Annotated in this window: 23 protein-coding genes and 1 pseudogene; 9 read left to right on the forward strand and 15 right to left on the reverse strand. The window is 32.6% G+C overall.

What is annotated here, in order from left to right:
* Nucleotides 1-145 precede the first annotated feature (145 nt).
* Entirely contained in the window at nucleotides 146-1,060 is a 915-nt protein-coding gene (locus G7034_RS06460) for a glutaminase (protein ID WP_166400151.1), read from the reverse strand.
* Nucleotides 1,060-1,761, reverse strand: a complete 702-nt coding sequence (gene pepE, locus G7034_RS06465; protein ID WP_166400152.1) for a dipeptidase PepE — start codon at nucleotides 1,759-1,761, stop codon at nucleotides 1,060-1,062. The genes G7034_RS06460 and pepE overlap by 1 nt, the downstream gene beginning before the upstream one ends.
* A 179-nt stretch (nucleotides 1,762-1,940) precedes the next feature.
* Between pepE and G7034_RS06470 the strand changes: the two genes are divergently transcribed.
* The 3 genes from G7034_RS06470 to G7034_RS06480 are packed head-to-tail and all read left to right on the forward strand — an operon-like array spanning nucleotide 1,941 to nucleotide 5,617.
* Nucleotides 1,941-2,735, forward strand: a complete 795-nt coding sequence (locus G7034_RS06470) for a hypothetical protein (RefSeq protein WP_166400153.1) — start codon at nucleotides 1,941-1,943, stop codon at nucleotides 2,733-2,735.
* Between the two features lie 32 nt (nucleotides 2,736-2,767).
* Nucleotides 2,768-3,244, forward strand: coding sequence for a DUF6702 family protein (locus tag G7034_RS06475; protein WP_246166780.1), 477 nt, complete (start codon nucleotides 2,768-2,770; stop codon nucleotides 3,242-3,244).
* Between the two features lie 54 nt (nucleotides 3,245-3,298).
* Entirely contained in the window at nucleotides 3,299-5,617 is a 2,319-nt protein-coding gene (locus G7034_RS06480) for a M1 family metallopeptidase (RefSeq protein ID WP_166400155.1), read from the forward strand.
* Nucleotides 5,618-5,820: 203 nt separating this feature from the next.
* On the opposite strand, the gene G7034_RS06485 is transcribed toward G7034_RS06480, so the two are convergent.
* The 3 genes from G7034_RS06485 to G7034_RS06495 are packed head-to-tail and all read right to left on the reverse strand — an operon-like array spanning nucleotide 5,821 to nucleotide 9,732.
* A complete protein-coding gene (locus G7034_RS06485; protein WP_166400156.1) occupies nucleotides 5,821-8,337 on the reverse strand; it encodes a TonB-dependent receptor plug domain-containing protein in 2,517 nt (838 codons plus the stop codon).
* Nucleotides 8,324-9,211: a FecR family protein gene (locus G7034_RS06490; RefSeq protein ID WP_166400157.1), complete on the reverse strand. Its 888-nt coding sequence runs from the start codon at nucleotides 9,209-9,211 to the stop codon at nucleotides 8,324-8,326. The genes G7034_RS06485 and G7034_RS06490 overlap by 14 nt, the downstream gene beginning before the upstream one ends.
* A 2-nt stretch (nucleotides 9,212-9,213) precedes the next feature.
* On the reverse strand, nucleotides 9,214-9,732 hold the full coding sequence (locus tag G7034_RS06495; protein WP_166400158.1) for an RNA polymerase sigma factor: 519 nt from the start codon (nucleotides 9,730-9,732) through the stop codon (nucleotides 9,214-9,216).
* A gap of 107 nt (nucleotides 9,733-9,839) precedes the next feature.
* Here G7034_RS06495 and G7034_RS06500 point away from each other — a divergent pair, with 107 nt between their 5' ends.
* The 6 genes from G7034_RS06500 (at nucleotide 9,840) to G7034_RS06525 (ending at nucleotide 18,627) form a co-directional block, all read left to right on the forward strand.
* Nucleotides 9,840-10,862, forward strand: coding sequence for a hypothetical protein (locus G7034_RS06500; RefSeq protein WP_166400159.1), 1,023 nt, complete (start codon nucleotides 9,840-9,842; stop codon nucleotides 10,860-10,862).
* A 65-nt stretch (nucleotides 10,863-10,927) separates the two neighbouring features.
* Nucleotides 10,928-11,917 carry a hypothetical protein gene (locus G7034_RS06505; RefSeq protein ID WP_166400160.1) on the forward strand — a complete coding sequence of 330 codons (990 nt, stop codon included), beginning with the start codon at nucleotides 10,928-10,930 and terminating at the stop codon, nucleotides 11,915-11,917.
* Between the two features lie 190 nt (nucleotides 11,918-12,107).
* Entirely contained in the window at nucleotides 12,108-12,800 is a 693-nt protein-coding gene (locus G7034_RS06510; RefSeq protein WP_166400161.1) for a hypothetical protein, read from the forward strand.
* Nucleotides 12,790-14,349, forward strand: a complete 1,560-nt coding sequence (locus G7034_RS06515; protein WP_166400162.1) for a gliding motility-associated C-terminal domain-containing protein — start codon at nucleotides 12,790-12,792, stop codon at nucleotides 14,347-14,349. The genes G7034_RS06510 and G7034_RS06515 overlap by 11 nt, the downstream gene beginning before the upstream one ends.
* On the forward strand, nucleotides 14,324-17,251 hold the full coding sequence (locus G7034_RS06520) for a hypothetical protein (protein ID WP_166400163.1): 2,928 nt from the start codon (nucleotides 14,324-14,326) through the stop codon (nucleotides 17,249-17,251). The genes G7034_RS06515 and G7034_RS06520 overlap by 26 nt, the downstream gene beginning before the upstream one ends.
* A gap of 77 nt (nucleotides 17,252-17,328) precedes the next feature.
* Nucleotides 17,329-18,627: a T9SS type B sorting domain-containing protein gene (locus tag G7034_RS06525; RefSeq protein ID WP_166400164.1), complete on the forward strand. Its 1,299-nt coding sequence runs from the start codon at nucleotides 17,329-17,331 to the stop codon at nucleotides 18,625-18,627.
* A gap of 382 nt (nucleotides 18,628-19,009) precedes the next feature.
* On the opposite strand, the pseudogene G7034_RS06530 reads toward G7034_RS06525, so the two are convergent.
* From G7034_RS06530 to G7034_RS06570, 10 genes and pseudogenes are all read right to left on the reverse strand, one after another.
* A pseudogene (locus tag G7034_RS06530) lies at nucleotides 19,010-19,239 on the reverse strand (HigA family addiction module antitoxin).
* 229 nt (nucleotides 19,240-19,468) lie between these two features.
* Nucleotides 19,469-19,729 carry a UPF0175 family protein gene (locus tag G7034_RS06535; RefSeq protein WP_166400165.1) on the reverse strand — a complete coding sequence of 87 codons (261 nt, stop codon included), beginning with the start codon at nucleotides 19,727-19,729 and terminating at the stop codon, nucleotides 19,469-19,471.
* Nucleotides 19,730-19,945: 216 nt separating this feature from the next.
* Nucleotides 19,946-21,472, reverse strand: coding sequence for a serine hydrolase (locus G7034_RS06540; RefSeq protein ID WP_262886463.1), 1,527 nt, complete (start codon nucleotides 21,470-21,472; stop codon nucleotides 19,946-19,948).
* 275 nt (nucleotides 21,473-21,747) lie between these two features.
* On the reverse strand, nucleotides 21,748-21,897 hold the full coding sequence (locus G7034_RS11890) for a PIN domain-containing protein (RefSeq protein WP_246166783.1): 150 nt from the start codon (nucleotides 21,895-21,897) through the stop codon (nucleotides 21,748-21,750).
* The gene (locus G7034_RS11895; protein WP_246166784.1) at nucleotides 21,898-22,149 is read right to left on the reverse strand and encodes a PIN domain-containing protein; all 252 of its coding nucleotides are present in this window, start codon (nucleotides 22,147-22,149) and stop codon (nucleotides 21,898-21,900) included.
* A 1-nt stretch (nucleotide 22,150) separates the two neighbouring features.
* A complete protein-coding gene (locus G7034_RS06550; RefSeq protein WP_166400167.1) occupies nucleotides 22,151-22,390 on the reverse strand; it encodes a hypothetical protein in 240 nt (79 codons plus the stop codon).
* Nucleotides 22,391-23,072: 682 nt separating this feature from the next.
* Nucleotides 23,073-23,486: a type II toxin-antitoxin system VapC family toxin gene (locus G7034_RS06555; RefSeq protein WP_166400168.1), complete on the reverse strand. Its 414-nt coding sequence runs from the start codon at nucleotides 23,484-23,486 to the stop codon at nucleotides 23,073-23,075.
* Entirely contained in the window at nucleotides 23,483-23,728 is a 246-nt protein-coding gene (locus G7034_RS06560) for a DUF6364 family protein (protein ID WP_166400169.1), read from the reverse strand. The genes G7034_RS06555 and G7034_RS06560 overlap by 4 nt, the downstream gene beginning before the upstream one ends.
* Before the next feature lie 273 nt (nucleotides 23,729-24,001).
* Entirely contained in the window at nucleotides 24,002-24,535 is a 534-nt protein-coding gene (locus tag G7034_RS06565) for a hypothetical protein (protein ID WP_166400170.1), read from the reverse strand.
* 515 nt (nucleotides 24,536-25,050) lie between these two features.
* Complete coding sequence (locus G7034_RS06570) at nucleotides 25,051-26,046, reverse strand: WG repeat-containing protein (protein WP_166400171.1); 996 nt, start codon at nucleotides 26,044-26,046, stop codon at nucleotides 25,051-25,053.
* Nucleotides 26,047-26,181: the final 135 nt, after the last annotated feature.

Raw genomic sequence — 26,181 nt, forward strand, 5'->3', positions numbered from 1 at the left:
CTCCGCAATATCCAGATATTACGTCTTAAAAAAGTTCGTATCTTACTATTTAAAACAGTTTTGACAAAGTGAGAATAATCGAACTCAGGTTATTAGATAATTAATAGTTCTTTTATTTCGCAATAACAAAAATTGATTTTTCAGTTTAAAAAATAGAAAGCCCCGTTAAACTAGTCAGCTCTTCTAAAGCCTTCATTCCTAATTCAGAATTTCCTTTTTTGTTAAGTGGGGGAGACCATACAGCTACCGTGTAGTGCTTAGGGTGTAAGGCCACAATTCCGCCGCCAACTCCACTTTTTCCTGGTAAACCTACGCGGTAAGAAAATTCGCCGGCTTCATCATAAAAACCACAAGTTTGCATAATAGCATTAATTCGTTTAATGCTTTGTGAATTAAAAACACGCTCATTAGTTCCTAAACGTTTTCCTTCATTAGCAAAAAGCATAAATGATTTGGCTAGTTGTTGGCAGTTCATACTTAAGGAACATTGATCGTAATAAAAATCTAAAACATCCTCAGGATGATTTTCAATATTGTTAAGCGATTTCATATAATTAATTAAAGCCACATTCCTGTAGCCGTGTTTCTTTTCTGAAGCAGCTACTTTTTCATCATAATAAATCTCATTATCAGATGCAATTTTTCTTACAAAGTTTAAAAGGTCTTTTTTAGGATTTTCTAATACGGAAAGCAAACCATCGGCCACCACAATACTCCCCGCATTAATAAACGGATTTCTAGGAATTCCTTTTTCGCTCTCTAATTGTGTTAGCGAATTAAACGGATTACCCGAAGGCTCTACACCAACACGCTTCCAAAGTTGGTCTCCAATAATTTCTTTTGCTAAAGCCAAGGTGTAAACCTTAGAAATACTTTGTATTGAAAATTTTTCTTGGTAATCGCCAAAGTAAAATTCATCACCCGATGTGCATTTTAAATACATAGCTAAATGAGTTGGATTAACCTTTGCTAGCGGCGGAATGTAATCGGCAACTTTACCTGTAATTGGGGTGATTTTTAGTTGCTTTTCTATGATATTTAAAATGCCTTGATAATCCATTAAAGTCCTATTAATGAGGTGTTAGTAGAGAGTTCGTAAGGAGATGAAGCGGCTTTAAACACTCTTGCGCTTAACTCGCCTCGTAAATAAATTTCTTGCCCATTTACGGCTATCCAACTTCCTTCTCTTAAGCCTAAAACAGAAACCTTATTTTGCTGTAAAAACTCCTTGATCCTCGTTTCTCGTGTTTCTCCTTTATGGGTGCTATTGGGCAAAGGGTCTAGGTAATGCGGATTAATATTAAAATTTAAAATTCCTAAGCTATTAAACGAAGGAGGGTAAACAATAGGCATATCGTTGGTTGTCATTATAGTTGGTCCACAAATATTGCTTCCCGCACTTGTCCCTAAGTAAAAAGTACCATTGGTTACGGCTTTTTTTAAGGGAAGCATCAAACCTAACTCATGAAGTTTTTTTACCAATAAAAAAGTATTTCCTCCTCCTGTAAAAATAAATTTAGCCTCTTGTATGGCTTTTTCAGGTGAATCATACGTATGTATTCCTTTTACTTTTGTACCAATTTTTTCAAAAGCATCCTGTGCTTTTTGCGTATATGTGTCATGGCTAATTCCACCAGGCCGGGCATAAGGAATAAACAAAACCTCTTTAGGTTTGTTAAAAAAAATATTTATTTCATCTAATAAATAGGCTAAATAACCTGAACCATAAATAGTTGATGTGCTTGCTATAATACATTTCATTTAAGCAAAAGTAGTTTTATGTTAATATTGTACCTCTTCAATTTGCAATTAAAATTAAATGTTTTATATTGTGAATGAATTTAATCACATTTAACACAAAAATTATTTTTTCAGAATAACACCTTATATCCTTCTAAAAAATTGTTTTTTTGTTTTTAAAATTTCAGAACATATAAATTATGAAAAATATTTTTGGCTTGTTTTTTCTTTTTAGCTTGCTTGTATCCTTTGTTTCTTTTGGGCAGAATTCGGAAAATAGAATCATTATTCAGGGAAAAGTAAACGTACCTTTAGAAGCAGACGCTCGTGGAATTCACGTCTATAACATAAACCTAGGAAAAGGCGTATTAACCGATGATATTGGTAGATTTGCCATCCTAGTGAAAGAAGGTGATGAGCTAACTTTTTCTGCTTTGCAATATGAAGATTTTAAAGTTATCATTGATGAAACTATTCTTGAAGCCCAAAAAATAACCATCTCGCTTACCGAATCTGTTGAGCCATTAGATGATGTTTATGTGCGCCCTTACGACCTAAGCGGAAACATTGAAGTTGATGTGGCTCGTGTTAAAGTTACAAATTTTAAAGGCGTAAGCGAAGACGCACAAAAAGCTATTTTTGCTTATGAAGGCGACTTTGCCAAAGATAGCCGAAGCCCAATTACTAAAGCGGTTGTTGACGAACAGTTTGTGGAATACGGCTTAGACTTAGCCAACGTATTTAGAACTATTTTTAAACGTACCAAAAATACCAATGAAATTCCTGAAGATTTAGACATTAGTATTAGAAAAATGTACGATGACGATTTCTTTAATGAATACCTAAATATAAAACGATCAGAAATAAGTCGCTTTATATATTTTGCCCAAGACAATGGTTTATCGCAATCTATGCTAGAAGAAAAACACGAACTAGAATTGATTGAATTTCTTGTTACCAAATCAAAAAAATTCAAGAACTTAAACCAAGACTAATGTTCAAATCTTTCAAAAAAACTATTGCATTTTTGCCTTTTTTATTAATGCTCCTCGCTTTTCAGTCACACAAATTCTATGTGAGTGTTACTAATTTAGAATACCGAGAAGACCAAAAAAGCATTCAAATTATTTCTAAAGTTTTTGTAGATGATTTTGAAGATATCCTAGAATTAAGATATGCCGAAGAAGTAACCTTATCTCCAGAAAGCGAAACTAAAAATGCCAATTTACTTATCGAAAAATATGTTAAAACAAAATTAAAAGTTGAAGTTAATGGGCAAAGTCTTCCACTGAATTTTATCGGAAAAAAATACAAACACGACCAAATTCACCTGTTTATTGAAATTACCCAAGTGGACGATTTTAATAGGGTAGAGGTAACTAATTTGATATTAACTGATTTATTTGACGACCAAAAAAACCTCATTCATTTTAAAAAAGATGGAAAAACTAAAAGTGCGGTAATTATAAAATCCGACCCTAAAGCCTTGTTAAAATTTAATTGACAACATAAAAACCTACACTAAATAAGTATTTTAGCGAACAAAATTTTTTAACTTATGAATAAACTAAGTATTTTACTAGCTTCTTTCTTACTTGTATTTGCCGTACAAGTAAATTTTGCTCAAGAAAAAGGACAAGAAGAACCTCAAGAAGGCAAAATGAACGAAAATAAGTTTAGACAAATGTACGATTTGCTAGCTACACCTAATTCGTACAGAACAGCCTCAGGCGCGCCTGGTCATGAGTATTACCAAAACACCGCCGATTATCAAATGGATATTGTTTTAGACGATAAAAATCAACGGCTTACAGGTAAAGCTACAATCACTTACACCAATAATTCACCCAACGAGCTAGAGTACCTTTGGATGCAATTAGAACAAAATGTAAGAGAAAAAGGAAGCATTGCCAAAGAAAAAGATGGCAGTGGATTTGACCCACTTATGATGCCTGAAAAATTTACAGAAACTTATCTAGACGAAGAATTTGACGGGGGCTTTAAAATTACTTCAGTGAATAAAGACGGCCAACCGCTTCCGCATAAAATTAATTGGACAATGATGCGGGTGGACATGAATCAACCGCTTCAACCAGGAGAAAGTTTTACCTTCTCTGTTGAATGGAATTACTTAGTGAATAACCACGTAACTAATAGAGCAAGATCTGGTTACGAACATTTTGAAGAAGATGGCAATAATGCTTACGTAATTGCTCAGTTTTTTCCAAGAATGGCGGTTTACAACGACGTAGAAGGTTGGCAAAATTACCAATTTTGGGGCAATGGCGAGTTTGCCTTGCCTTTTGGAAGTTACGATGTGAATATTACCGTTCCAGCAGACCATATTATGGAAGCTACAGGCGAATTGCAAAACCGTAAAAAAGTATTCACTAAAAAAATGATGGATCGCTACAACAAAGCCCAATCTTCTTTTGATGAACCCGTAGTTATTGTAACCCAAAAAGAGGCTAAAAAAGCAGAAAAAGGTTTTGCTGAAGAAACAAAAACTTGGCATTGGAAAGCTGAAATGGTTAGAGATTTTGCATTTGCCACTTCTAGAAAGTTTATTTATGACGCAATGAATGTAAAAGTTGGAAATGACGAAGTAATGGCTATATCTCTTTACCCTAAAGAAGGTAATCCATTATGGGAGCAATGGTCAACTAAAGCCGTAGCAGCAACCCTAGAAACCTACAGTAAATACACATTTGATTATCCTTACCATAAAGCTATTTCAGTACATGCTAAAAACCAAGGCATGGAATACCCAATGATTTGTTGGAATTATGGAAGGCCAGACGCTAAAGGAAATTATTCAGACCGTGTTAAATTTGGAATGATTAGTGTAATTATTCATGAAATTGGACACAATTATTTTCCAATGATTGTAAATTCTGATGAACGCCAATGGGGTTGGATGGACGAAGGGATAAACACCTTTATGCAATACCTTACCGAACAGGAATTTGGAGAAAAACATCCCGATGCAATTAAAGGTTATGATAAGTACCCCTCTAGAAGAGGAGAGCCAAGTCAAATTGTAGATTACATGAAAGGCGAACAAAATTATATAGCGCCAATTATGTCGAATCCCGAAAATGTGTATCAGCTTGGAAATAACGCCTACGGAAAACCCGCCACAGCCTTAAATATCCTTAGAGAAACCGTAATGGGACCAGACTTATTTGATTACGCCTTCAAAACTTATGCGCAACGTTGGATGTTTAAACACCCAACGCCAGATGATTTCTTTAGAACTATGGATGATGCTTCGGCAGTAGATTTAGATTGGTTTTGGAGAGGTTGGTTTTATTCTACCGATTATGTGGATATCGGAATTAAAGACGTGAAAACCTATATCCCTACCAATACCCCCACAAAAGAAGCTAAAGAATTACTAGCTCAATATGGCATCACCGATCCTGAAAATTATCCCGGTACAGCTAATGCAGTTTATGTGTTAGAAGTAGGAGGTGAGGACTTTGAAGAATCTATGCTTGAAAGTGACGACCCTCTTGCTAACGCCCCAAAATTAAACGAATTTATTTTAGATAATTTCAGCGAAACAGAACGTAGTCAACTTGAAATTCCTAAGTATTTTTACGAAGTTGTTTTTGAAAAACCAGGTGGTTTGGTAATGCCTATTATTGTAGAATATACCTACGAAGATGGTACTTCAGAAAAGAAACATTATCCCGCTCAAGTTTGGCGATTAAACGATAATCAAGTTTCTAAAACTTTAGCATCTGATAAGAAAATTACTAAAATAAGCCTAGACCCCGATTTAGAAACAGCCGACGTTGATTTAAGTAATAATGCTTGGCCTAAAGAAGAAGGCGAATCTGAATTTGACGAGTTTAAAGAATCAAAAAAATAATTTTATTGCAGAGGAAGATTATTCTTTGTTTAAGTTCAAATAACAAAAAACCGCCTAAATTCTAGGTGGTTTTTTTATTAATGATAAAGGCAAGTAGTTAGTTTTTAATGAAACTTGCTTTGCCAAATAAACAATTGTCTAGTCCTGTGTGCTCTTAGCTAACCCTACTTTATTAAAGATTTGTTTTAATAAATTGCCGGTTTTTAGAAATATAAAGTTGCAAAGAAATTAGGCGTGGTTCCTAAATTAAAAAGCTCTCTTTTGAGTACCGAAGAAGCCTCATTATTTAAATCATAATACTCATCTAGCCTAAGCTTTTTATTAAAAATATTCAATAGACTAGCACCGCATTTTAAATGATAAGAGCCAAGCTTAAAGGTATAATCTGCTGATGCATTGACCTGAAAATAATTGGGAAGATTAGATTGGTTTGGAGAATTAAAATTAATAGTTGGGTTAATGTCAATATCAGTAATTGGATTGGATTGATCGATGCTTGTAAATGGCTTTCCCGTATAAAAACGATTAGCTAAAGAAAATGAAAATTTTTCGGTTTGATAGCTTATGCCAGAAGCATTTGTGAAATGAATCTCAAAGTTATTTGGAAATACCGAAGGCACAAAATTATTGAAATTATAAGTGTTGTTATTGTAAGAAAAATTAGTCCATAGCCTTATTTTATCCCATTTCTTTTGAAGCATTGCTTCCCATCCATAAGCAGTATAATTGCCTAGGGTATTTAAAAATTCAAATTGGTTTTGAAATCCCTGACTTTTAGAATTAATATGACTCACTTTTTTGTAATAAATTTGAGATTGTAACAACCAACTTCCGTTTTTATATTGCCAACCCAATTCAAATTGACGACTTCTTGCTAACTTGAAATTACCCGCATTGTTTAATGTCCATCGGCCTTGTTCAAAACCAAAAAAATCCTCTTGTTGCTGTAGGATCTTACTTATACTTTGGTGCTTAAGCTCGCCCATTACAAATAAGCGATTTCTAGGGTTTAAATTATAGTTGAAATTGAACCTTGGTTCTACTAAAATTTGATTGATTATGTCGTAATAATTTGCCCGTAAACTTAGCTGTAAATCTATTTTTTTATTCAAATTTCCCCAAGCCCAATCTGCATAAACTGAATGAATATGAAGCACATTTTTTTCTAATGTTTCTACCGAAGGAAAATTAATTTGGTTGATGTTGGTTATTCCTATTTCTTGAAAATCGTAACCGAGATAAAAATTTTGATTTCTATTTAATTCAATAAAATGTTGAAATTGAAGTTTGAAATCTAAAACTTCATTTTGTTGAATAATACGCTGTGGAGAAACAACCGAAACATTAGAGGCTTCTACCTGGTGAAATGATCCTGAAAACTGAAATTTACTCGTATGTGATTCATTCCAATTTCTGTCCCAACTTAGCATGCCTAAGATATTTTCTTGACTAAGTAAATACGGAAATCTCTGATTAGTTGGCACATCAATTTTATCAAAATCAAGTTGATTTTCAAAACCTAAAACACCTATTTTGAATACATCCTTGGCACTAGGTTTGTATTGCGCATTAAAAGATAAATCCTGAAAATGAAAGTCAATATCTCCTGTAATTAAAGATTCTTCTTCAATTATACTAACATCGGTATTTTGAAAAACACGATCTGAAAATTGCTTGTATGTAGGTGATTTAAACGCGTTGGTTAACGATAGTCTTAACGCCGCATCAATGCGCCAATGTTTACTTAACTGCTGACTTGTTACTAGGCTGGAGCCAAGAAAATTGGCATGGATAAGGGTGGTGTTTTCATCCTTAAAATCACTAAAACTGCTAATGTCCATTACCGAAGAAATACCCTCATTGTATTTGGATTCTGTTCCGTTTTTATAAATATCGATTTGATTGGCAGCAAATGGATTTAAAGCAGAAATCATTCCGAAAAAATGTCCTGTTTGATACATTCTTACTCCGTTCCATAAAATTAAATTTTGATCATGTGTTCCACCGCGTGTGTTTATTTCTGAAATACTTTCGGTTGGACTTAATACACCAGGAACGTATTGCAAACTATGAAAAACATCAGGATTTACTAAACCCGGAATACTTCCAAATTGCTTTGGCTTAATTTCAATGCCTTGATTGTTTTTTAATTGTATTCCCTGAGTTAAATAATCGCTTATATACACTTCATCTAACACCTCTGGTTGAAGAACGTAAATGCGATAGCAACTTGATTTTGCTTCGATTTCATCAATGGGATTTTCTACTATAAAATTGGTTGATAGGAGGTCTAATTGGTTAATTTTTTTTACCTCATTCAAAAAAACTTTACCCACAGCATTGGTTTGTTCAAGTAATTGGCCATTAATCTTCAACTTTAAATTACTTACTTCGTTTTTATCAATAGCATTTATAAAGTGAAGGCAAAGGTCATACGCGTTTAAAGTAAGGTTATAAAATCCTTTTTTATATTCCTTAAAATCAATATTGTAATGATGTTGGATGTAAAAAATAAGCTCTTCTAATGCAGAAGATTTATCAAGTATTTGTTTAGGTACTTTAACTAACTTCAAATCTTCTGGCGAGTAATTTAATCTAACCTTATACTTACGTTCAATTTGTTGAATAACAGCATCACCTTCAATAAGCTTTTGGCTGCTTACTAATTGACTAAATGCAATCAAACAAAAAAGTAAAAGTATGTTTTTAGTTTTCTTCATATTCAACAAAAATATATTTATTCTTGCTGATTTGCTTGATTTTAAGCTTATAAATTGATGCAATTACCTGAAAGTTCTCTTTTAATTCTTTTGTAGTTAAGCTTCCTGTAAATTTTTTCTTGTTGGTAACCCTAGAAATATCGATTTCAATATTAAATTGTTGTTCTAGAAATTGGGTAAGCGTGGCTAAACTAACATTAGTTAATTTAACTTGTTTACCCATCCAAAATGGTTGGTTATATTGTACTTGCTCTTTTGTAATACCACCATCTTTAAAAGCGTAAACAGCTTCATGGGCATGCATAACCTGTGCTTCCTTGCTGGTTGTAAGCTTTACTTTTCCTTCAAAACAATGCACATACAATTGGTTTGATGTTGTATTTACTTCAAATTTTGTTCCTAAAACTTGTACGTTTCCTAAGCTTGTATTTACATTAAATGTGCTTCCTTTTTCTACTTCAAAATAAGCTTTACCTATTAAATCAACATTTCTGTTAAACCACCAAGTTATTGAGTTGTATTGTAATTCTGAGTTTGCACCAAGTAGAATTTCAGATTGGTCTGGAAGTAGTATTTGTTCAGTTTTACTCAAGCTTACCACTTCTTGATTACCAAAAAGAACGGCTAACAAACTTAAACCTATAAGCAAAACAAATGCCGCAGCAAATTTGTGAAAAAGTTTTAAATTTAGTTTTTGCCTCTTTTTAGCAGATTCAATTTGCTGAAAAACCTTTTCTTTATCTAATGTTTCAGTAGCTAATTCATGGCTAAATTTTTTGATCTTTTGGTAGGTTTCAAAACCATCTAAGTTGGCAATCTCTTGGTCAGAAACTTCGTTATTTAACCATTTTGCTAGTTTGTAATTTACTTCCATATTTACAAGTTTTCTATATCATTACGCAAGCTTTTTAAGGCTTTACTCATTCTTTTTTCAACAGCTTTTACACTAATCTGTTCAATGGCTGCGATTTCTTTATAGGTCTTTTGGTCAATTCGATGTAACAAAAAAACACTTCGCTGTTTGGCAGTCAATTTGTTGATAGCAGTTAATAAACGAGCTTTAAATTCTTCTTCTTCTAATAAATACGCCGGTGTTTGTTCATCTTCAGTTCTACCTTGGTATTCGTTTTTGTATTTCAATTTTACTTTTTGATGATGATGTTTGTTGATTAACCAATTATTGGCAATCGTGTATAAAAAGGACTTTACCTTTGGCAAAGGAACATCCTCGCACTTTTTCCAAAGTTTTATAAAGGATTCTTGAACTACATCTTCAGCCCATTCTACATTTCCAAATTTGTAATAAAAATGCTTAAACAGGTCTTGCGCATGTTCGTTATATAAATCTTTATACACCTGGTCATCACAAACAGAAGAACTTAATTTTTTAATCATGCTACAATTACTTATCAATATAACAAATGAAAATAATTTCACCCTACCTCTTAGGGTAAAACAAAGTTAGATTGTTTAACTTATATAAAATTATCTATTTTTACAAAATGAAAAAAAAATATAGCTTATTTTTTATTCTACTCATTCTTCATTTGGTGGCTTGCCAAAATGACGATTTTCAAATTGACTTTAATGCAGAGAAAAGCATTGATGCCAATGAAAATTTATCTCAATTAATTGCTAGAGCAACACAAAATACAACTGGCAGAGACAATTTTATTGACCAAAGTAGTGCTACCAAAATCGAATTTCCTTACCAATTACGGATTAATAATAATGAATTTATACCACTAAATTCAGATGATGACTACCAAGAGGTGATTAATCAACTGCAAGAGTTGGGAAATAATTATACCATTGAATTGAAATTTCCGCTAGAAGTTTCTTTAGTAAACTATGAAACATTAAATGTCACTTCGCAAGAAAACCTTGAAATAATCACTTCAGCAGAACAAAATCAGTCTGAAATTAACTGTATTGAATTTATTTATCCGCTTCAAATCAATTCCTATACGCTAGATAACGAGCTTGCCCAAACTAGAACATTTTCAAACAAAGCTCAATTTTATGCATATTTAAAAGCGCTTCAAAATCAAAACGGTTTTTTTGAATTTTCTTACCCCATTCAAATAATTATTGAAAACAACTCCCTTAGTGTTTCAAATCGCGCTCAGTTAGAAGATGCTTTTTTAAACCTTCAAGCTTCATGTTTTACCCCTAATTTATTTGAACCACTACCTATTATTAGTCAGTTTGAAGATTTTATTCTGAATGAAACCTTTATAATTTCTGATTTTACAGAGGATGGTGAAGACGAAACTGAAGATTTTGAAAATTTTGAATTTACCTTTCATGAAAACAACAACCTTTCTATTTTTAATACTCAAACTGAAATAAATTACCTGGGCGAATGGACAATAAGCACTGACGATGATGAAATAGAATTGATTTTAGATTTTTCTAATAGCATCTTTGAAGAAATTGAAGAAGATTGGAAATTAGTAGAATTTGAAAATATTTCTTTTACCTTGCAAGATGATAACGACTTTTTAACTTTCGAAAAAAATTAAAGCGTAGGGTAGGGTAGATTATCCTTAGCTTGTTTTATTCATATAAATCACAAAAATAAAATACCATGAAAATTAGTTTAAAAATCTTTTTATTAAGCCTAGTTGGATTTTTCTTTTCTTGTTCAGCAGACGATGACATAAGTTCTACGGAATTACCTGCTGAAGAATCCTCTAGCTTAACTATTAATGCTGTACGAACAACTAATCAAAATCAGGACAGAACAGTAAGTTTTAATGAAAGTATTCAAATTGATTCTTTTATGCTAAATATTGAAGAAATTGAATTTGAATTTGCAGATGGTTTTGGGAATGGAATCTCTTCACCAGATGATAATGACGACAGCAATGACGATGATGAATACTTAGAATTTGACGAGCTGCCTCAAGAAATTCAAGATTACTTGACTACCAATTATCCTAACGACCCATTATGCGAAGCTGAATTGGAAGATGATTTAGATGACCCATACCGTTATGAAGTTGAATTACAAAGCGGTACAGAATTATATTTTAAAGAAGACTTTAGCTTATATGCCGTTGAAACAGATGATGAGGGTTGTGAAGATGAGGATGACTATGATGAGGATGACTCTGAGGACGAGGATGAATATAAAATTAATGGTCCTTTTGAAATTGACTTAACCAATGAATCTACTACAGTTGTTCAAGTTGAAATTCCAGTTGCTGAATATGAAGAAGTAGAATTTGAAATGGACAGAGGCAAGGACATGAGCAGTCCATTGTATCAAAAATCAATGCTTATGACAGGAACATTAAACGGAATGCCTTTTGAATTTTACCACACTTTTAGTGAAGATTTTGAAATTGATTATGAAGATGCTGGCCAAAATCTTGTCATAACTGAAGAGAATAATAATGAAATTACCTTTCAATTTGATTTAATTAGCGTAATTAATTCTGTTAACATGAATAATGCCTCCGATGGAAATGGAAATGGGGTCATTGAAATTAGTCCAGATGATACAGACGGAAATAATCAACTGGCTAACCAAATAAAAAATGCCGTTAAAGATTACGTAGATTTAATCGACTAAACCTGAACAAACAAGAATAATTCTTTTATAAATAAAAACCCGTTTCAATTGAAACGGGTTTTTTGTTTTATATAGAAATTTTGGTGCTTCACTAACTACCAATAAAAATTGATTTAATGATTTAGTAATCTATTTATTTAAAATAGCTAGCTTAATAAACGTTGATTTGTCCTTGCAATTAACTTTACTTATGAATAAAATATTGGCTTTGCTTATTGGTTTATGTTGTTTTCAACTTCAATCTCAAAACTGCCCTAGTATTGAGGCCATTATGGTAGATGCATGTGGAACGGAACACTTAAATGAGTTTGTGATTATTTCATCGGGAGATAATGGTTTTGAAATTAACGATTTACAATTTGGCTTTAATTCAACCAATACAAATGGTGCTACAAATTCAAATATTAATGATGGTTTTACATCATGTGGACTAACAGAAGGCAATTTATCTGCTTTTGAGGGATGCAACAATTTAATTGCTTTAGGTCCTGGAGATGACGTACCCGAAAACTCCTACCTTATTTTACAAACAAGTAACAACCCCAATACTATCTATGATTTATCTGATTTATGCGGAAATGACGCCTGTATTTATGTAGTTTCTAATGATTGTACAAGAACAATAGGGGCTTTTACTAATAAATCAACTGGTTCTCCTGGACCACGTTCAAATAATCTAGCCATAAATGGCACATCCTGTTTAGACAATGCTACGTACAATACCCAAGATTTAATTAGTAGTGCCGATGGAAATTATTTTATTCCCCCTAATACGTATGGTGTAGAAAATCCTGATGAATGTGTTTCACCTCCCATCGCACCTGCTGAGGGCAATGCCCCTGTTTTTGATGAGTTTGAACCTATCTGTGTTGATGCAAATTAATCCTCTTCCAACTAGTTCAAATAATGGTATTTCCGGCGAATGGATTCCTGCCTTTAATAATCAAGAAACAACCACCTATACTTTTATTCCTAATCAAGAAACCTGTGGTTCAGATGTACAGGTTACTATTGAAGTAATTCCAAACGAGTTGCCTGAATTTAGCATTGAGCAAGAATTTTGCGCTAACCAAAATGATTTTCCTGAACTACCAACTCTATCTAATAACGGAATTGAAGGCACTTGGATTCCTGAAGAAATTTCTGAAGATACCACAGCATATGTCTTTACTCCATCTTCAAGCTGTTCAGAAGAATTTAGTCTCGAAATTTCTTTTGTGCCAGGAGATGACCCTATTTTTGATCTTCCAACTGAACTATGTCAAGGCACTCAGTTTGTGCTACCCAACACTTCAGAAAACGGAATAAACGGAACTTGGTCTCCCGTTTTTGATCCACAAAACTCAGCCCAATATACTTTTACGCCAGCGGAAGAATTTTGTGCTACTTCATTAACAATAAACATAGAAATTACTAATCAAAATCTTTCAGCAGTGGAAGACCAAATACCCGCTAACATTGAGCAAAATTGTAGTCAAGAATTACCTGAAGTACCAGAAATAGAATTGAGCGAGGTTTGTGGTGTAGCTGCAATAACTTTTGAAGAAATAGCTGAAAGTGGCAATTGTCCAACTACTGAAATGATCACCAGAAATTGGACGGTTTTAGATGCAGATGAAGAAGTCCTCGCCACTTACACGCAAATTATTACATTAGTAGATAACCAAGCTCCATTTTTTACCGTTTTACCATCTGATGAAATACTTAATTGTGATGAACAATGGCCTGATGATGCCAATGTTCAAGCAGAAGATGATTGTAGTGAAGTTAGCATTTCCATTGAAGAAGAAATTATAGAAGACGCAGATTGTTCTCAAAATTTTACTCTAATTCGAACTTTTATCGCTTCAGACGAATGTGGAAACGAAGCTGAAGAACAACAAATTATTGAATTTGTTGATAATCAGGGACCAGAATTTGATGAAGATTTGCCAACAAGTATTCAAGTAGAATGTGGCGAAATCCCTCAAGTTATAGAACCTGAAGTTTTTGATGCTTGCGGTGAAGTGAATAGTTTAGAACTTACTGAAAATGAATTGGATAATTGTGAAGTAGGTAAAGTTACCGAGCGTATTTGGAAAGCTACTGATAATTGTGGCAACACTTCAACTTATGCCTTAGCACTCGTTGAAGAATGTCAGCCAGTTGTTTACCAGGGTATTAGTCCAAATAATGACGGTTTAAACGATTATTTAGAGATTGAAGGAATCTCTTGTTATCCAGTTAACAAATTAGAAATTTATAATCGCTATGGTAATAATGTATTCTCAACAAATAATTATGGCCAAGATGGAAACTTTTTTAAAGGAAACGACCAAAGCGGAAATCAACTTGTTACAGGTACTTACTTCTTCGTTTTTAACTATAAAAAAAATACTTCCGATAGCTTTAAAGATATAAAAGGATATGTTTACATTAATCGTTCAAAATAGCTTTAAAACAAGCTTTCTTGGCTTCTTATTTAGTTTTTCGTTATTCCCCGTTTTCTCTGTTTTTGCACAAGATTGCCCAACTGTTGAAGCCATTATGGTAGATGCCTGTGGTACTGAACAACTAAACGAATTTGTGATTGTAGATTCTGGAGGTGGCTTTGACGTAGATGATTTTCAATTTACGTTTAATCCAACCAACACCGGTGGAAGTACAAATAAAAATGTAAATATAGGTTTTGACTCTTGTGGTTTAACCAATGGAGATGAAAGTCTTTATACTGGGTGTACTAATATTTTTTCAGCTGGACCAGGCGATAGCATTCCCCCAAATTCTTATGTAGTTTTTCAGACCAGTAACAACGCAGATGCAAATTATGACTTTTCATCACTTTGTGCAGATGATAAATGTATTTATGTTATCGCCAATGCCTGTGAAAGAACTATTGGCGCTTTTACTAATAAATCTGGTACCGGAATTAGGCAAAACTTTTTAAGTATAGCCGGAACAGAGTGTGTTGATGAGGCTAGTTATTTTAGAGAAGATCTCATTTCAAATTCGGATGGAAATTATTTTTTGCCACCTAACACCTATGGAGTAGATTTACCTGATCGTTGTACATCACCTCCAGTTCCTGATTTACCGCCTGTTTCGCCTAGCTTTAATTTTGAAACATCTTTATGTACTTCAGAAACCAATGATTTTGATTTTCCTAATGCATCTATTGAAGGAATTATAGGTACTTGGAGCCCTGCTTTTGATGAAACCCAAAACCAAACTTATACGTTTACCCCTAATCCTGGTGAATGTGGACAAGAAGTAAGCATTGAAATTATAATTTTTCAAGAAGAAATTCCAGCCTTTAGTTTTTCAACTACGCGGTGTGAAGATGAAACCTTTGAACTTCCATCTACTTCAGATAACGGTATAGCTGGAGAATGGAACCCAGCATTGGTAGATGGAACAACAACTAGTTATGCATTTACCCCTTTCGAAGAAGAATGTGCAGAAATTATTGAAATTGAAATAGATTATTTGCCCATTGAAGAACCCATATTTACAATAGAAGAGAACATTTGTGAAGGCGAAAATATAGAATTAGCTTCCGTTTCAGATAACGGTATTCCAGGACAATGGTCACCAGAATTTGATAATCAAAATTCTGGTAGCTATGTGTTTACACCAGATAACCAATGTTTTCCTGAATTTTCTATCAACATTGATGTACAAGAAAGCATTGTTTTTGAATTTGACCTAGATAATGAAGTTTGCGCCTCTGATGCCGATGAATTTGAATTACCTAATTCATCTATCAATGGGTTTTCTGGTACCTGGACACCTGATTTTAATCCCGAAATTTCTACCACCTACACTTTCATTCCTGAAGGTGTAAATTGCTTTGAAGTATTTAGCCTTCCTGTTGAAATTATTTCAGCAGAAACCCCTGTTTTTAATTTACCTGAACTTGTCTGCGAGGGAGACTTTGTTGAATTACCTTCAGAAAGTGAAAACGGAATTCAAGGTAGTTGGAATACCGATTTTGATGTAAATAATTCAGCAATTTATAGTTTTACTCCTGACGAGGAAGAGTGTGCCAATGAGGTAAATGTGAATATTGAAATCATTGAAACTATTGTTCCAAACTTTAACCTGCCTGATGAAGTGTGTGAAAATCAAGACTTTGAATTACCAACGCTTAGTGAAAATGAAATTTCAGGAACTTGGAGTCCAGCTTTTGGACAGGCCGAAAATGAGGTTTACACTTTTACACCCCTTGAAGAATTTTGTGCTACAACCACTTCGGTAAATATTCAACTTATACCCGATGTAACTCCAGAATTTGATTTGCCTGAACAAATCTGTGCAGGAGATTCACTCCTATTACCAACCAATTCTATTAACGGAATAGCAGGGGAGTGGAGCCCGGTGTTTAATCCCAACGAAACAGAAACTTATACGTTTACACCAACTTCAGAAACCTGCTTAATCGATTCAATTGAACGAACTATTGAAGTTGTTAACTTTGAACTGAATTTTGAAGATTTATCAACCACAAAATGTAGCGATGAAGTGTTAGACTTAATGGCTGAATTTGATTTGACCAACTTAGCTAATCAGATTAATTTTCAGGATTTAGATTACCTTATGAGTTTTCATGTTTCAGAAAATGAAGCCATTGAGAATCTATCAGCATTACCAGATGTTTTTGTTGCCACAGAAAGTAATCAAAACGTATTTTTAAGAGTTGAAGATGAAAATTCAGGTTGTTTTATAATAGAACCTATAGAACTTGAAGTCGAATTTATTCCAGGTCCATTTCCTGAAGAACTTTACCTAGAAGATTGTGTGATAAGCCAGGATAATTTTTCACAATTTTTTGATTTAACATCGGTAGAAAGTGAATTAAACGAAGGAGTTAGCCAATTAAGTTCTTTTGAAATTGATTATTACACTTCAGAAATTGGTGCTATAGAAGCAGATAGCAACCAATTAATTTCAAACCCTTCTAATTATTTAAGTCAGACTTCAACTGAAAATTTAGACGATCAAGTATTTATTCGAATAACCAATACTGCTTCTGAACAGGAATGTTTTGAGCTGGTTTTGCTTGATTTGTCCGTAGCTACAGTTCCTGAAATAGAATTTGATACACTTTTGGCCGTTTGTCGAGATGAAGCTAATGAAAGTGATTTAGCAAGTTTTGATTTAACTTCTATTTTTATTGAAAATATTGATGATACCAATGTTGAAGCTAAATTTTTCCTTAACGAAGAAGATTTAGAAGCAGGAAATGCTATTGAAAATCCCACTAATTTTCAAAATACAACAAACCCACAGAGTCTGTTTATTCAGTTAAATAACCAAGGTTCTTCGTGTTCTATTGAAACTAAATTAACCAAGTAAATAATTTAAATTTATGTGATGATGCTATTGCTAATGCTAGTACAGCATTCGATTTAACCTTAAATGAGCAATTCATTTTGGGTAGCCAAAATGAAACAAACTTTAAAATTTCCTATCATTTAACAGCTCAAGATGCGCAATCAGGAGTTCAAAAAATAGCTGTACCTCAAAATTATACTAATACCCAAAATCCGCAAGAAATTTTTATACGAATTGAATCTTTAACTTCAAATTGTTTTGTTGCCAATGAAAGCTTTTTTGTTCAAGTTGATGAGAGACCTGATATTGCATTAACTGCAGAATTTGAATATGTGTGTGCTGAAATGAATACTAATCAAGCAGCAAATAACGAACAGGCTATTTTTGATTTAACAACAAAAAATGAAGAAATATCACCTGCTTTTGAAGATGAAAATATAGAAGTGAGGTACTATACGAGTGAAGCAAATTTAGAAGCTGGTAGTTCTATTGAAAATCCAAGTGAATTTCAAAATACAGAAAATCCTCAACTCATTTTTGCTGAAGTAGTCAATACAGCTAATCAATGTACTTCTTTGACTTCTGTTGAGTTTGAACTTCATGTACACCCACTTCCCCTTGTTGATCTTAGTAATATGGATGGAAAAAGTATATGTGTAGATCCAATCACAAACGAAGTAATAGACCCTTTAAACCTTCCTGTTTTAGATACAGGACTTGATTCTTCTAGATACGCCTTTACTTGGTTTCTTAACGGTGAGTTGCTTCCTCAAGAAACTAATCCATCTATAGTGACAATTGTTGAAGGACTTTATGAAGTAGAAGTTACAGATGTTGGTTTTAGCCTTAACACAGCATGTTATGCTTCTTCGCAAGCGCTACTCATTGAAAGTTCAGCTCCTGTGTTTGAAATTAAACCCTTAGGTCAAGCATTTGAGGATAATCAACAAATTGAAGTTTTCAACATTCAAGGCAGTGGCGATTTTGAGTTTTCTGTTGATGGAAGTGATTGGATAGCTCTAAATAATCAGACGAATTTAGTTTTTGAAGCCCCAGGCTTTGGTGAAATTCAAGTAGTGGGGAGAGATCGAAATGGCTGTGGAGAATTTATTCAGCAATTAAGCTTAATCGATTATCCAAAATTCTTTACGCCCAATAATGATGGCTTCAATGATATATGGAATATTAATGGTTTAGAAGGTCAAAATTCTAAAATTTATATTTTTGATCGTTATGGGAAATTACTCAAACAGATAAAACCAAACAATTATGGATGGGATGGCACCTACAACGGAAAGCCTATGCCTAGCAATGACTATTGGTTTAAAGTTGAGTATAACGACCCTAGAACTGGCGTTCGAAAAACATTTAAATCAAATTTCACATTGAAACGATAGTTGAATGTACCTATCCAGCTGTTTAGTTGTGGAGTTAGTCAAAATTAATTACACTTAAATTTAGTAATGATTATGGGAAGAAAATTAGGTTTTTAAAAGCTTTTGATTGGCTGTCTTTGAATGATACAGTTGCAAATAACAAAGCCTTTTTAAGTGAATTGAAACCTTTAATTTTTTTCAGCAGATATTGGATTTATTCTTTTATAAGTTTCTCAGACCAAGTCTAATTTTGCTGAAGCTTACTTTTATAAAACATAATCTAGCTTCAATATCGTTAACTGGAATAGTATAACTATTATTTTTTCAGGTTGAGGACTGAATGCGCCATAAACTATATTAGCTGTTAGGCAAGGTTTTTATCAACGTACTGTTTAATTTTATTCTACTCGTTTGCTTTATTTTCCTTTGCTTCTTCGATATCAAAATCATCTTGAAGTCCGAGCCAAAATTTAGCTGAGTTTCCAGAATATTTACTCAATCGCAGAGCCGTATCAGCTGTTATTCGACGACGCCCTTTTATAATTTAGAAAGGCGATAAGCTGAAATTTCGAGTGGCTCAAGAAATTCGTGAAATAAAATTTTGCTAGGATGTACATTTGCTAACTTTTTCATTTTCTCTTTTTTTAGTGATAATCGACTATTCCTACTTCGCTCGCATTTCCGTTATTCCATTCAAAAGTTATTCGCCATTATTTGCTATGCGCTGTTATGCTTTGTGTTTTATTTTCAGTTCGTTATGTCTTTAACAATTTATTCAGTAGTTTTATCGAATAATATCGATTGTTTTCAAGAAATGTTTTAAAAATCGGTCTCGCATCGGCGATTACAAGTCCGTTTTTCATTATTTCAGTTTTTCAATATCGCTTAAAACATCTTCTTCATTCAAGTTTGAAATTGAGATTTTATTTTTAGAGAGTTCTTTTTCGAATTCAAATCGTGACATACCAGAAAGCTGTGCAGCTTTTCCAATTGTTAATTTTTGTAGTTTATATAATTGAATAGCTAATGTTACTTTGATTCGCTTTTTAAGGTCATTCTCTGACTCATTTAAAGCCAAAACAATATCATTAGGAAAGTCGATCGATACTGTTTGAATACTCATCTCTATTTACTTTTGTTCAAATTTTATGTTTTTCTGCGAAGTTTAATTCTATTTGGGATTTTTTTCAACATAAAGCATAACGGGCTGCGGCTTGCTATAGTGGCGGGCAAAATAGCAATTCAGTTTTTCGGTTAAACTTTAAGTTTCTAAAAATACATAAAACTATCGTTTCAGCACAAATCTCGCCATTGAAGATACACGATGTTGTAGCACGTTTTAATTCGTCTTAGTAAATTCATAAGGAGTAAATTCAACAAAATCAGCAACCTTTAGTGTCAAACCAACCACCTTGTCAATTTCAACTTTATATGGAATTACTTCTACACCAAATGTTGGATTGGAATAAGTGCATAAAAACTGGTTATTCTCAAGGTATTCTAACTTACCTACAAGTGTAGGATGGTTTGAGAAATAGATATTCAAATTACCTTTTTCTAATTTTATCTCTATATTACCATAGACGCTGTTATTGTATTTTCCAGAAAATTCTTCTAATGGTAAATCTGGAAAATGGTTCTGTTTTACAACGTTTTTTAATGAGTCGATTCTCTTCGATTCATCAGTTTTATTCTGGTTAAAACGTTCTAATGATTTTTTGCTATAATCCTGATAAGGTAAACTCAAGAAAGCATCTCTGATTTCATAAGTTAAATCTTGAAAGAATTCATTTTGATCTGTATTGGTTAATACTACAATTCCAAGTTTCTCCTCGGGTATAAACATTACGGAGGACAAGAAACCATCAACTCCTCCAGTATGAGAATATACAAGCTTACCATCTCGGTCATTAATCATTAGCCCCATTCCGTAAAGATAGAAGTGGGTTTCTTGGTTATTTCTTGGGTCAATGCCTAAAATAGACGAAGGATTTCTAATTCCTTGAATTCCTTTAGCTGAAATTACTTGTTCTCCATTGATTTTTCCATTGTTAAGTTGTGCAAATAGCCATTGAGTCATATCTTTTGCTGAAGAGCTCATACTCCCAGCTGGCGCTAAATTATTAATTTTTGCAACCGATATTTCAACGAGTTCATTGTCTATTAAAGTGTAAGGTTTTGCAGTATTAGATGCGTTTTCCAATTCTTCCGTTAACAGTAAGGTTCGATTCATACTTAATGGAGAAAGAATACTATCTTTTACTGTTTCTTCCCAACTCCTATTGATTATTCTTGGGATTAATTCTCCTGCAGTAACATACGCTGCATTGCAATAACCCCACTTTGTACGAAAACTATATGGTGCTTCTATCAAACTCATTTTTTGAATCACTTCAGCTCTGGAGAGAGAAGAAGCCCAGTAAGTGAAATCGCCTTGAAAAGTTTCAAAACCAATTCTGTGAGAAAGTAAATCGATAATATTTACTGCCGTATTTGCCAATGAATCTCTTAGATGAAATTCTGGCATCCAATTTTGCACATTATCTGTTAGCTTGAATTCGGTTGATTCTTCGAGAATAGAGAGTGAAGTTGCTGTAAAAGCTTTTGTGTTTGAACCAATCATAAAGAGGGTATTCTCGTTAACAAATTCATTACTTTCGATATTAGTAACCCCAAATCCTTTTAAATATACCACGCTATCTCCTTTTACAATTGCGACCGATAATCCTGGAATTTTCCAATCTTTCATCCCTCTTCCGATGTATGTATCGAGACTGTCTGTGATAAAGATTGGTAATGACTGCTCTTGAGCAGATATATTTAAGGAATAAATAAATAGTGTAAGTATTAGGATTAAATTTTTCATGATTCTAGTTTTTATGTGCTACAACGTCTCGTGGCTTACTACAGTAGCGGGCAAAATAGCAATTCACTTTCGTTTCAATTTTCAAAGTTAATAAAAAAACCTAAACCATTCAATTCAACTCCAAACCCCCGCCATTATTACGGTCTTGTATATGAAAAGTAGCGGGTTTTTTACACTAACTTTTCGAATTATAACTGGCTTTTAATGCACTCTTTTAACTTTGACTTAAAGCACTAAACTCGCCATTTTTGTTATGCGCTGTTGGCGATAGTGTTCTATCTAGAGTACCAATTTTCAACTTTTAGGTCATCAAAGTTTTTAAAGTCTTTCAAATTGTCAGTCACTAAGGTTAATTTATTTTCAATTGCAGTCACTCCTATTAATAAATCAAATTCATCGTGCATCGGTGTTCCATCTTTTCTCAATCATACTTTTTCTTCAGCATATCGTTTTGCACACCCATAAATTGGAATTATAGACAGACCTTGAATAAATCTATCAACTGCTTTATGAGATTTTTTACTGTTCTTGCTGTTTTCAGCTCCAAACCTTAATTCAAAAACTGTAATTTCAGATATGTAGCAATTATCGAGTCCTTTGTCTTTTATGATTATATTGTAATCAAGTAAACCACGTAAAAAGAAAACACAGATATTCGTATCAAGTAAATACTGCATATTAAAACTTCAAATCTTTATTTCTAAACTTTCTACTTTCACGTATTTCTTTTATCAACTCATCAGCCGTTTTATCGGAATCGAAAGCACCAAAAGATTTAAGAAATTCAGATTCTTTTAACTTCTTTTCCTTTTTCAGAGATTTGGTCAGTTTTTCAATAAGTTCAATTTTGGTTAACGGATTCAATCCTTCAAAAAGTTTTGAATATGTATCAATTATATGTTTATCTGTTATTGTCATTTTTATTTCAAAGATAATATTTTTATTTGAAACGAAATTTTTACATTATCGCCAACTCAAATATACCCCAAACTTCAACCTATTTATCTTATTCAATAGTTTAAATATTCACAAGTGATTTTGTTCTAAGTTTGATTAATTTACTACAATAGTAAACATTTTAGCTTAAAATTAATGGAAGATGAATAATTTTTTTTGTTCATAACCTGCTCCATGGATATTGATGCTATTACTAAACATGTATTTGGAAACGGATTTCTACTTAACGCAAACATGAACTGGAAGAACATCCTAACTACAGCTTTTACTGAAAACTTGATCTTATGAAAACCAAATTCGATTAGAACAAACAAGGGGTGTTAACCTCTTGTTGCTGTTGTTTTGAAATTGAGGACTAAAGCGTATTAAGGTTGATCAGTACCTGAATGTAACACAGGCTATACCTTACTTTGAATATGATTTTTCTTAACTATTATTTTTGGTAAAAATGCTTTTAAAAATAGTGAGTTCTGTGGGAATAGCTTGTGTGGGTTGGTTTTTGGTTAACGGTCTCGTATAACCGTCAGTTACGGGTTAATATGCGTTAATTTTCGGTTTAGCACAGGCTTTAGCAATTCCGAGTGGATTCGGACGTAGTCGAATCCGCCGTAATTGCGGTTATACATTGTTAGCCACTGCCTTATTATTTTCTAGCTAAATATTCTTTTGCTGTTAAAACGGGTAATCTTGAATTTTTAAAATCCTTTTTATTTCTCGTAATTATAATATCGACATCATTTTCGATTGCTGAATAATACTGAAGTCCGTCTTCAAAATCCGGAAAACTTTCATCACTCAAAGCAAGTTCGGTTATTTTATCATCTAAACTTAATAATTCTACGAGTACTTTAAATTTTCTCAAAATCTCTCTCGCCTCTTTAGCAGATTTTAATTTTGTCAATATATAATTCGTATTTGCAAAAGTCAATGATGAAATTGTAAGATTTAATTCTTTTTTATCCGCTTGAGAAAATAAATCCGCCGCATCATCATAAAAATCTTTTCTCTTTGAGAGCAAATCAATTACGGTGTTTGTGTCAATCAATATTTTTTTCATTTGTATTTCTCCATTAAATATTGAGCGTATTCATCTTTTATATCCAAATCATCTTCTATTGAAATAACTCCGCTGAGACTTTTAACCAAAGGGGTGATTTTATTTTCCTTTTTTTCTGATTTAGTTAGTGTTCCTAAATAGGATTCTATTAATTTGGAAAGACTTATATTGTTAGACTTCGCATAATGTTTTGCAGTCTCAATAATATTTCCATTCAGACTTAATGTGAGCTTTTTATCCATTACAAATTATTTTACGTACAAATATATTAATTAATTACGTAAATTTTAATGATTTTCGATTTTTTTGCTTGTAGCTACGTTTAGTATATGGCAAGTAGGGCACTAGAAAGCGATAAACTTTCAGGTTTGCTCTGAGCCAAAGCGTTGTATTTTGTTTTTAATTTATTCATTCTTAAAAGCCAAATCAACGATTTGGCGGTGTTTGTAAATAGCACTGAACTTTCTTAAACCACCGAACGCCCTATTTGCTATATACAGTGTTGTAAAGCGTTTTCATTTTGTTAAATAGAAGAACTCTCTTTCTAATTCGTGTTTTAGCCTTTTAGTACTTCTTCTCATTATAAAGTATGGTATTCCCATCATAAAAGCAGCATGTATGATAATGAATGGAAAAGCAAATCCTGGGGCATTTCCCCCAATTTCATCTGCTGACAAAAATCCAACAATGAAGACACCATAAATAATGATGCAAAAAATATAGAAAGGAATCATCATTCCATGAAATCCATTTATTTCGGTATCAATAATCAGCTTATCGTCTTTTTGACTATAGGTTCCGCTAGCGACAGCCATATTCATATTCATGTCAAAGAATTTTCTTCTTCTTTTTATTTTGAATCCATTAAAGCTAACTTCTCCTTTATATTCATTCTTGCTAGACGAAAAAACGTCAAAAGTGTCCGAGAAAATCCCTGTACTGCCTTCATCCACATGATTTCTTAATTTATTTACAAAGTCATTTTTTTGAATTATTAGTTCTGTTTGCAAATAATCAATAAGTTTTAGCTTTTTTAAGAGTTCTTTCATTTTCTGTATTCAATGCTTTACAACCCGTATCTATCCCAAACTTTGACCTATTTATCTTATTCAATAGTTTAAATATTCACAAGTGATTTTGTTTTAAGTTTGATTAATTTACTACAATAGTAAACATTTTAGCTTAAAATTAATTGAAGATGAATAATTTTTTTTGTTCATAACCTGCCCCACGGATGTTGATGCTAGTACTAAACATGTATTTGGAAACGGATTTCTACTGAGCTAAAACATGAACTGGAATAACATCCTAACTACAGCTTTTACTGAAAACTTTACCTTATGACAACCAAATTCGATTAGAACAAACAAGGGGTGTTAACCTCTTGTACTTGCTGTTTTGAAATTTAAAATATCACTCCGAACTTATTGGGGGCTAAAATATTCATAAGGTAAATAAAAATCTGATATTAAACGCAATAATTATACAATTTGATTTTCAAAATACTTTTCTACTACCTGGTTTTTTATTCCTAATGTTATTTGTAAATTATAAATCTTTTTTTTCATATTTTTTTTCCTTTTTTATTAATTGTGTGTTTATATCCGCCAACTTCTACGTCAGCTATACCGTTTTTAAAACTACTTGCATCATCATACATTAAATCAATTACCACTTTTCCTGAATAATCTATAAAACCGAATTTTCGGTTAAACCTTACTAAAGCTAAACCATTACTGAAACTGTCTGCGAATTCGTATTTTGGTTTAATTGTTACTATTTTGTCTTTGTTTGCAAACCCGTAATTTAGATTTCCATCAGATATTAAAAAATAACCTTCGGATAAGTTATCGGCAATATTATAATCAATACCTTGATATGTAAAACTTTTATAATGTTTCTTACTTTTTAAAAAATTCAATATTTCTGATTTAGTATCAAAAAAGAGTATTTCCCCTTCTTTATATATAAAAAACCTGTTGTCTTTTATTGCTTTATAGATATGCTCATATTTTTCACCAAGGTTGTTATCTATAATATATTCCTCATAAACACCAATCCGCCTTGAATTCCCTTCTTTTATTTTGCGGAATAAAAATCCTGATTGACTTGTAGATAACTTTTGAACTTTACTTTCAAATTCTTCTTTTGTTAAAATGCCGTCATCGTATAGGTCTTTCAGTTTTTTATATTCGGCGGTTTGTTCTACTTCTTTTTTTGTTTTGTCTGCTTTTAATTTGGCTGACTTTTGATTAAACTCGTCTTGTGTTAGAATACCTTTATCTTTTAAATCTTTTAGGTCGTCTAATTTATTTTCGTAGTTTAAAAGTTCTTCCTTAAATCTATTATTTATTGATTTTAATTCTTTTCTCTTTCTTATACTCTCTTTTTTGTATTCTGGTAACTTAGGACTTAGTAAAGTAATAATTACTCCTAAAATTGGAGTTAGGAAAACACAAGCTACTAAAGACCAAGTAAAACCTATTTTTCTCTTTTTACCTAAATACGTTGGTATTATCCAAAGGGATAATATAATATTTAAAGCTATACCTACTTCCATCCTGTTTTGTTTTTTTTGGTAAAAATAAATTATTATGTCGAAAGATTAAAAAAAAACAATAAAGCCATTAGTCTAATATTATAAGAAGTAGTCAACAAATCTGTATAAAAAGGTGCAGATGAACTTTCCGAAATC

Origin of the sequence: Psychroflexus maritimus (assembly GCF_011089875.1) — a bacterium.
Classification (GTDB): Bacteria; Bacteroidota; Bacteroidia; order Flavobacteriales; family Flavobacteriaceae; genus Psychroflexus; species Psychroflexus maritimus.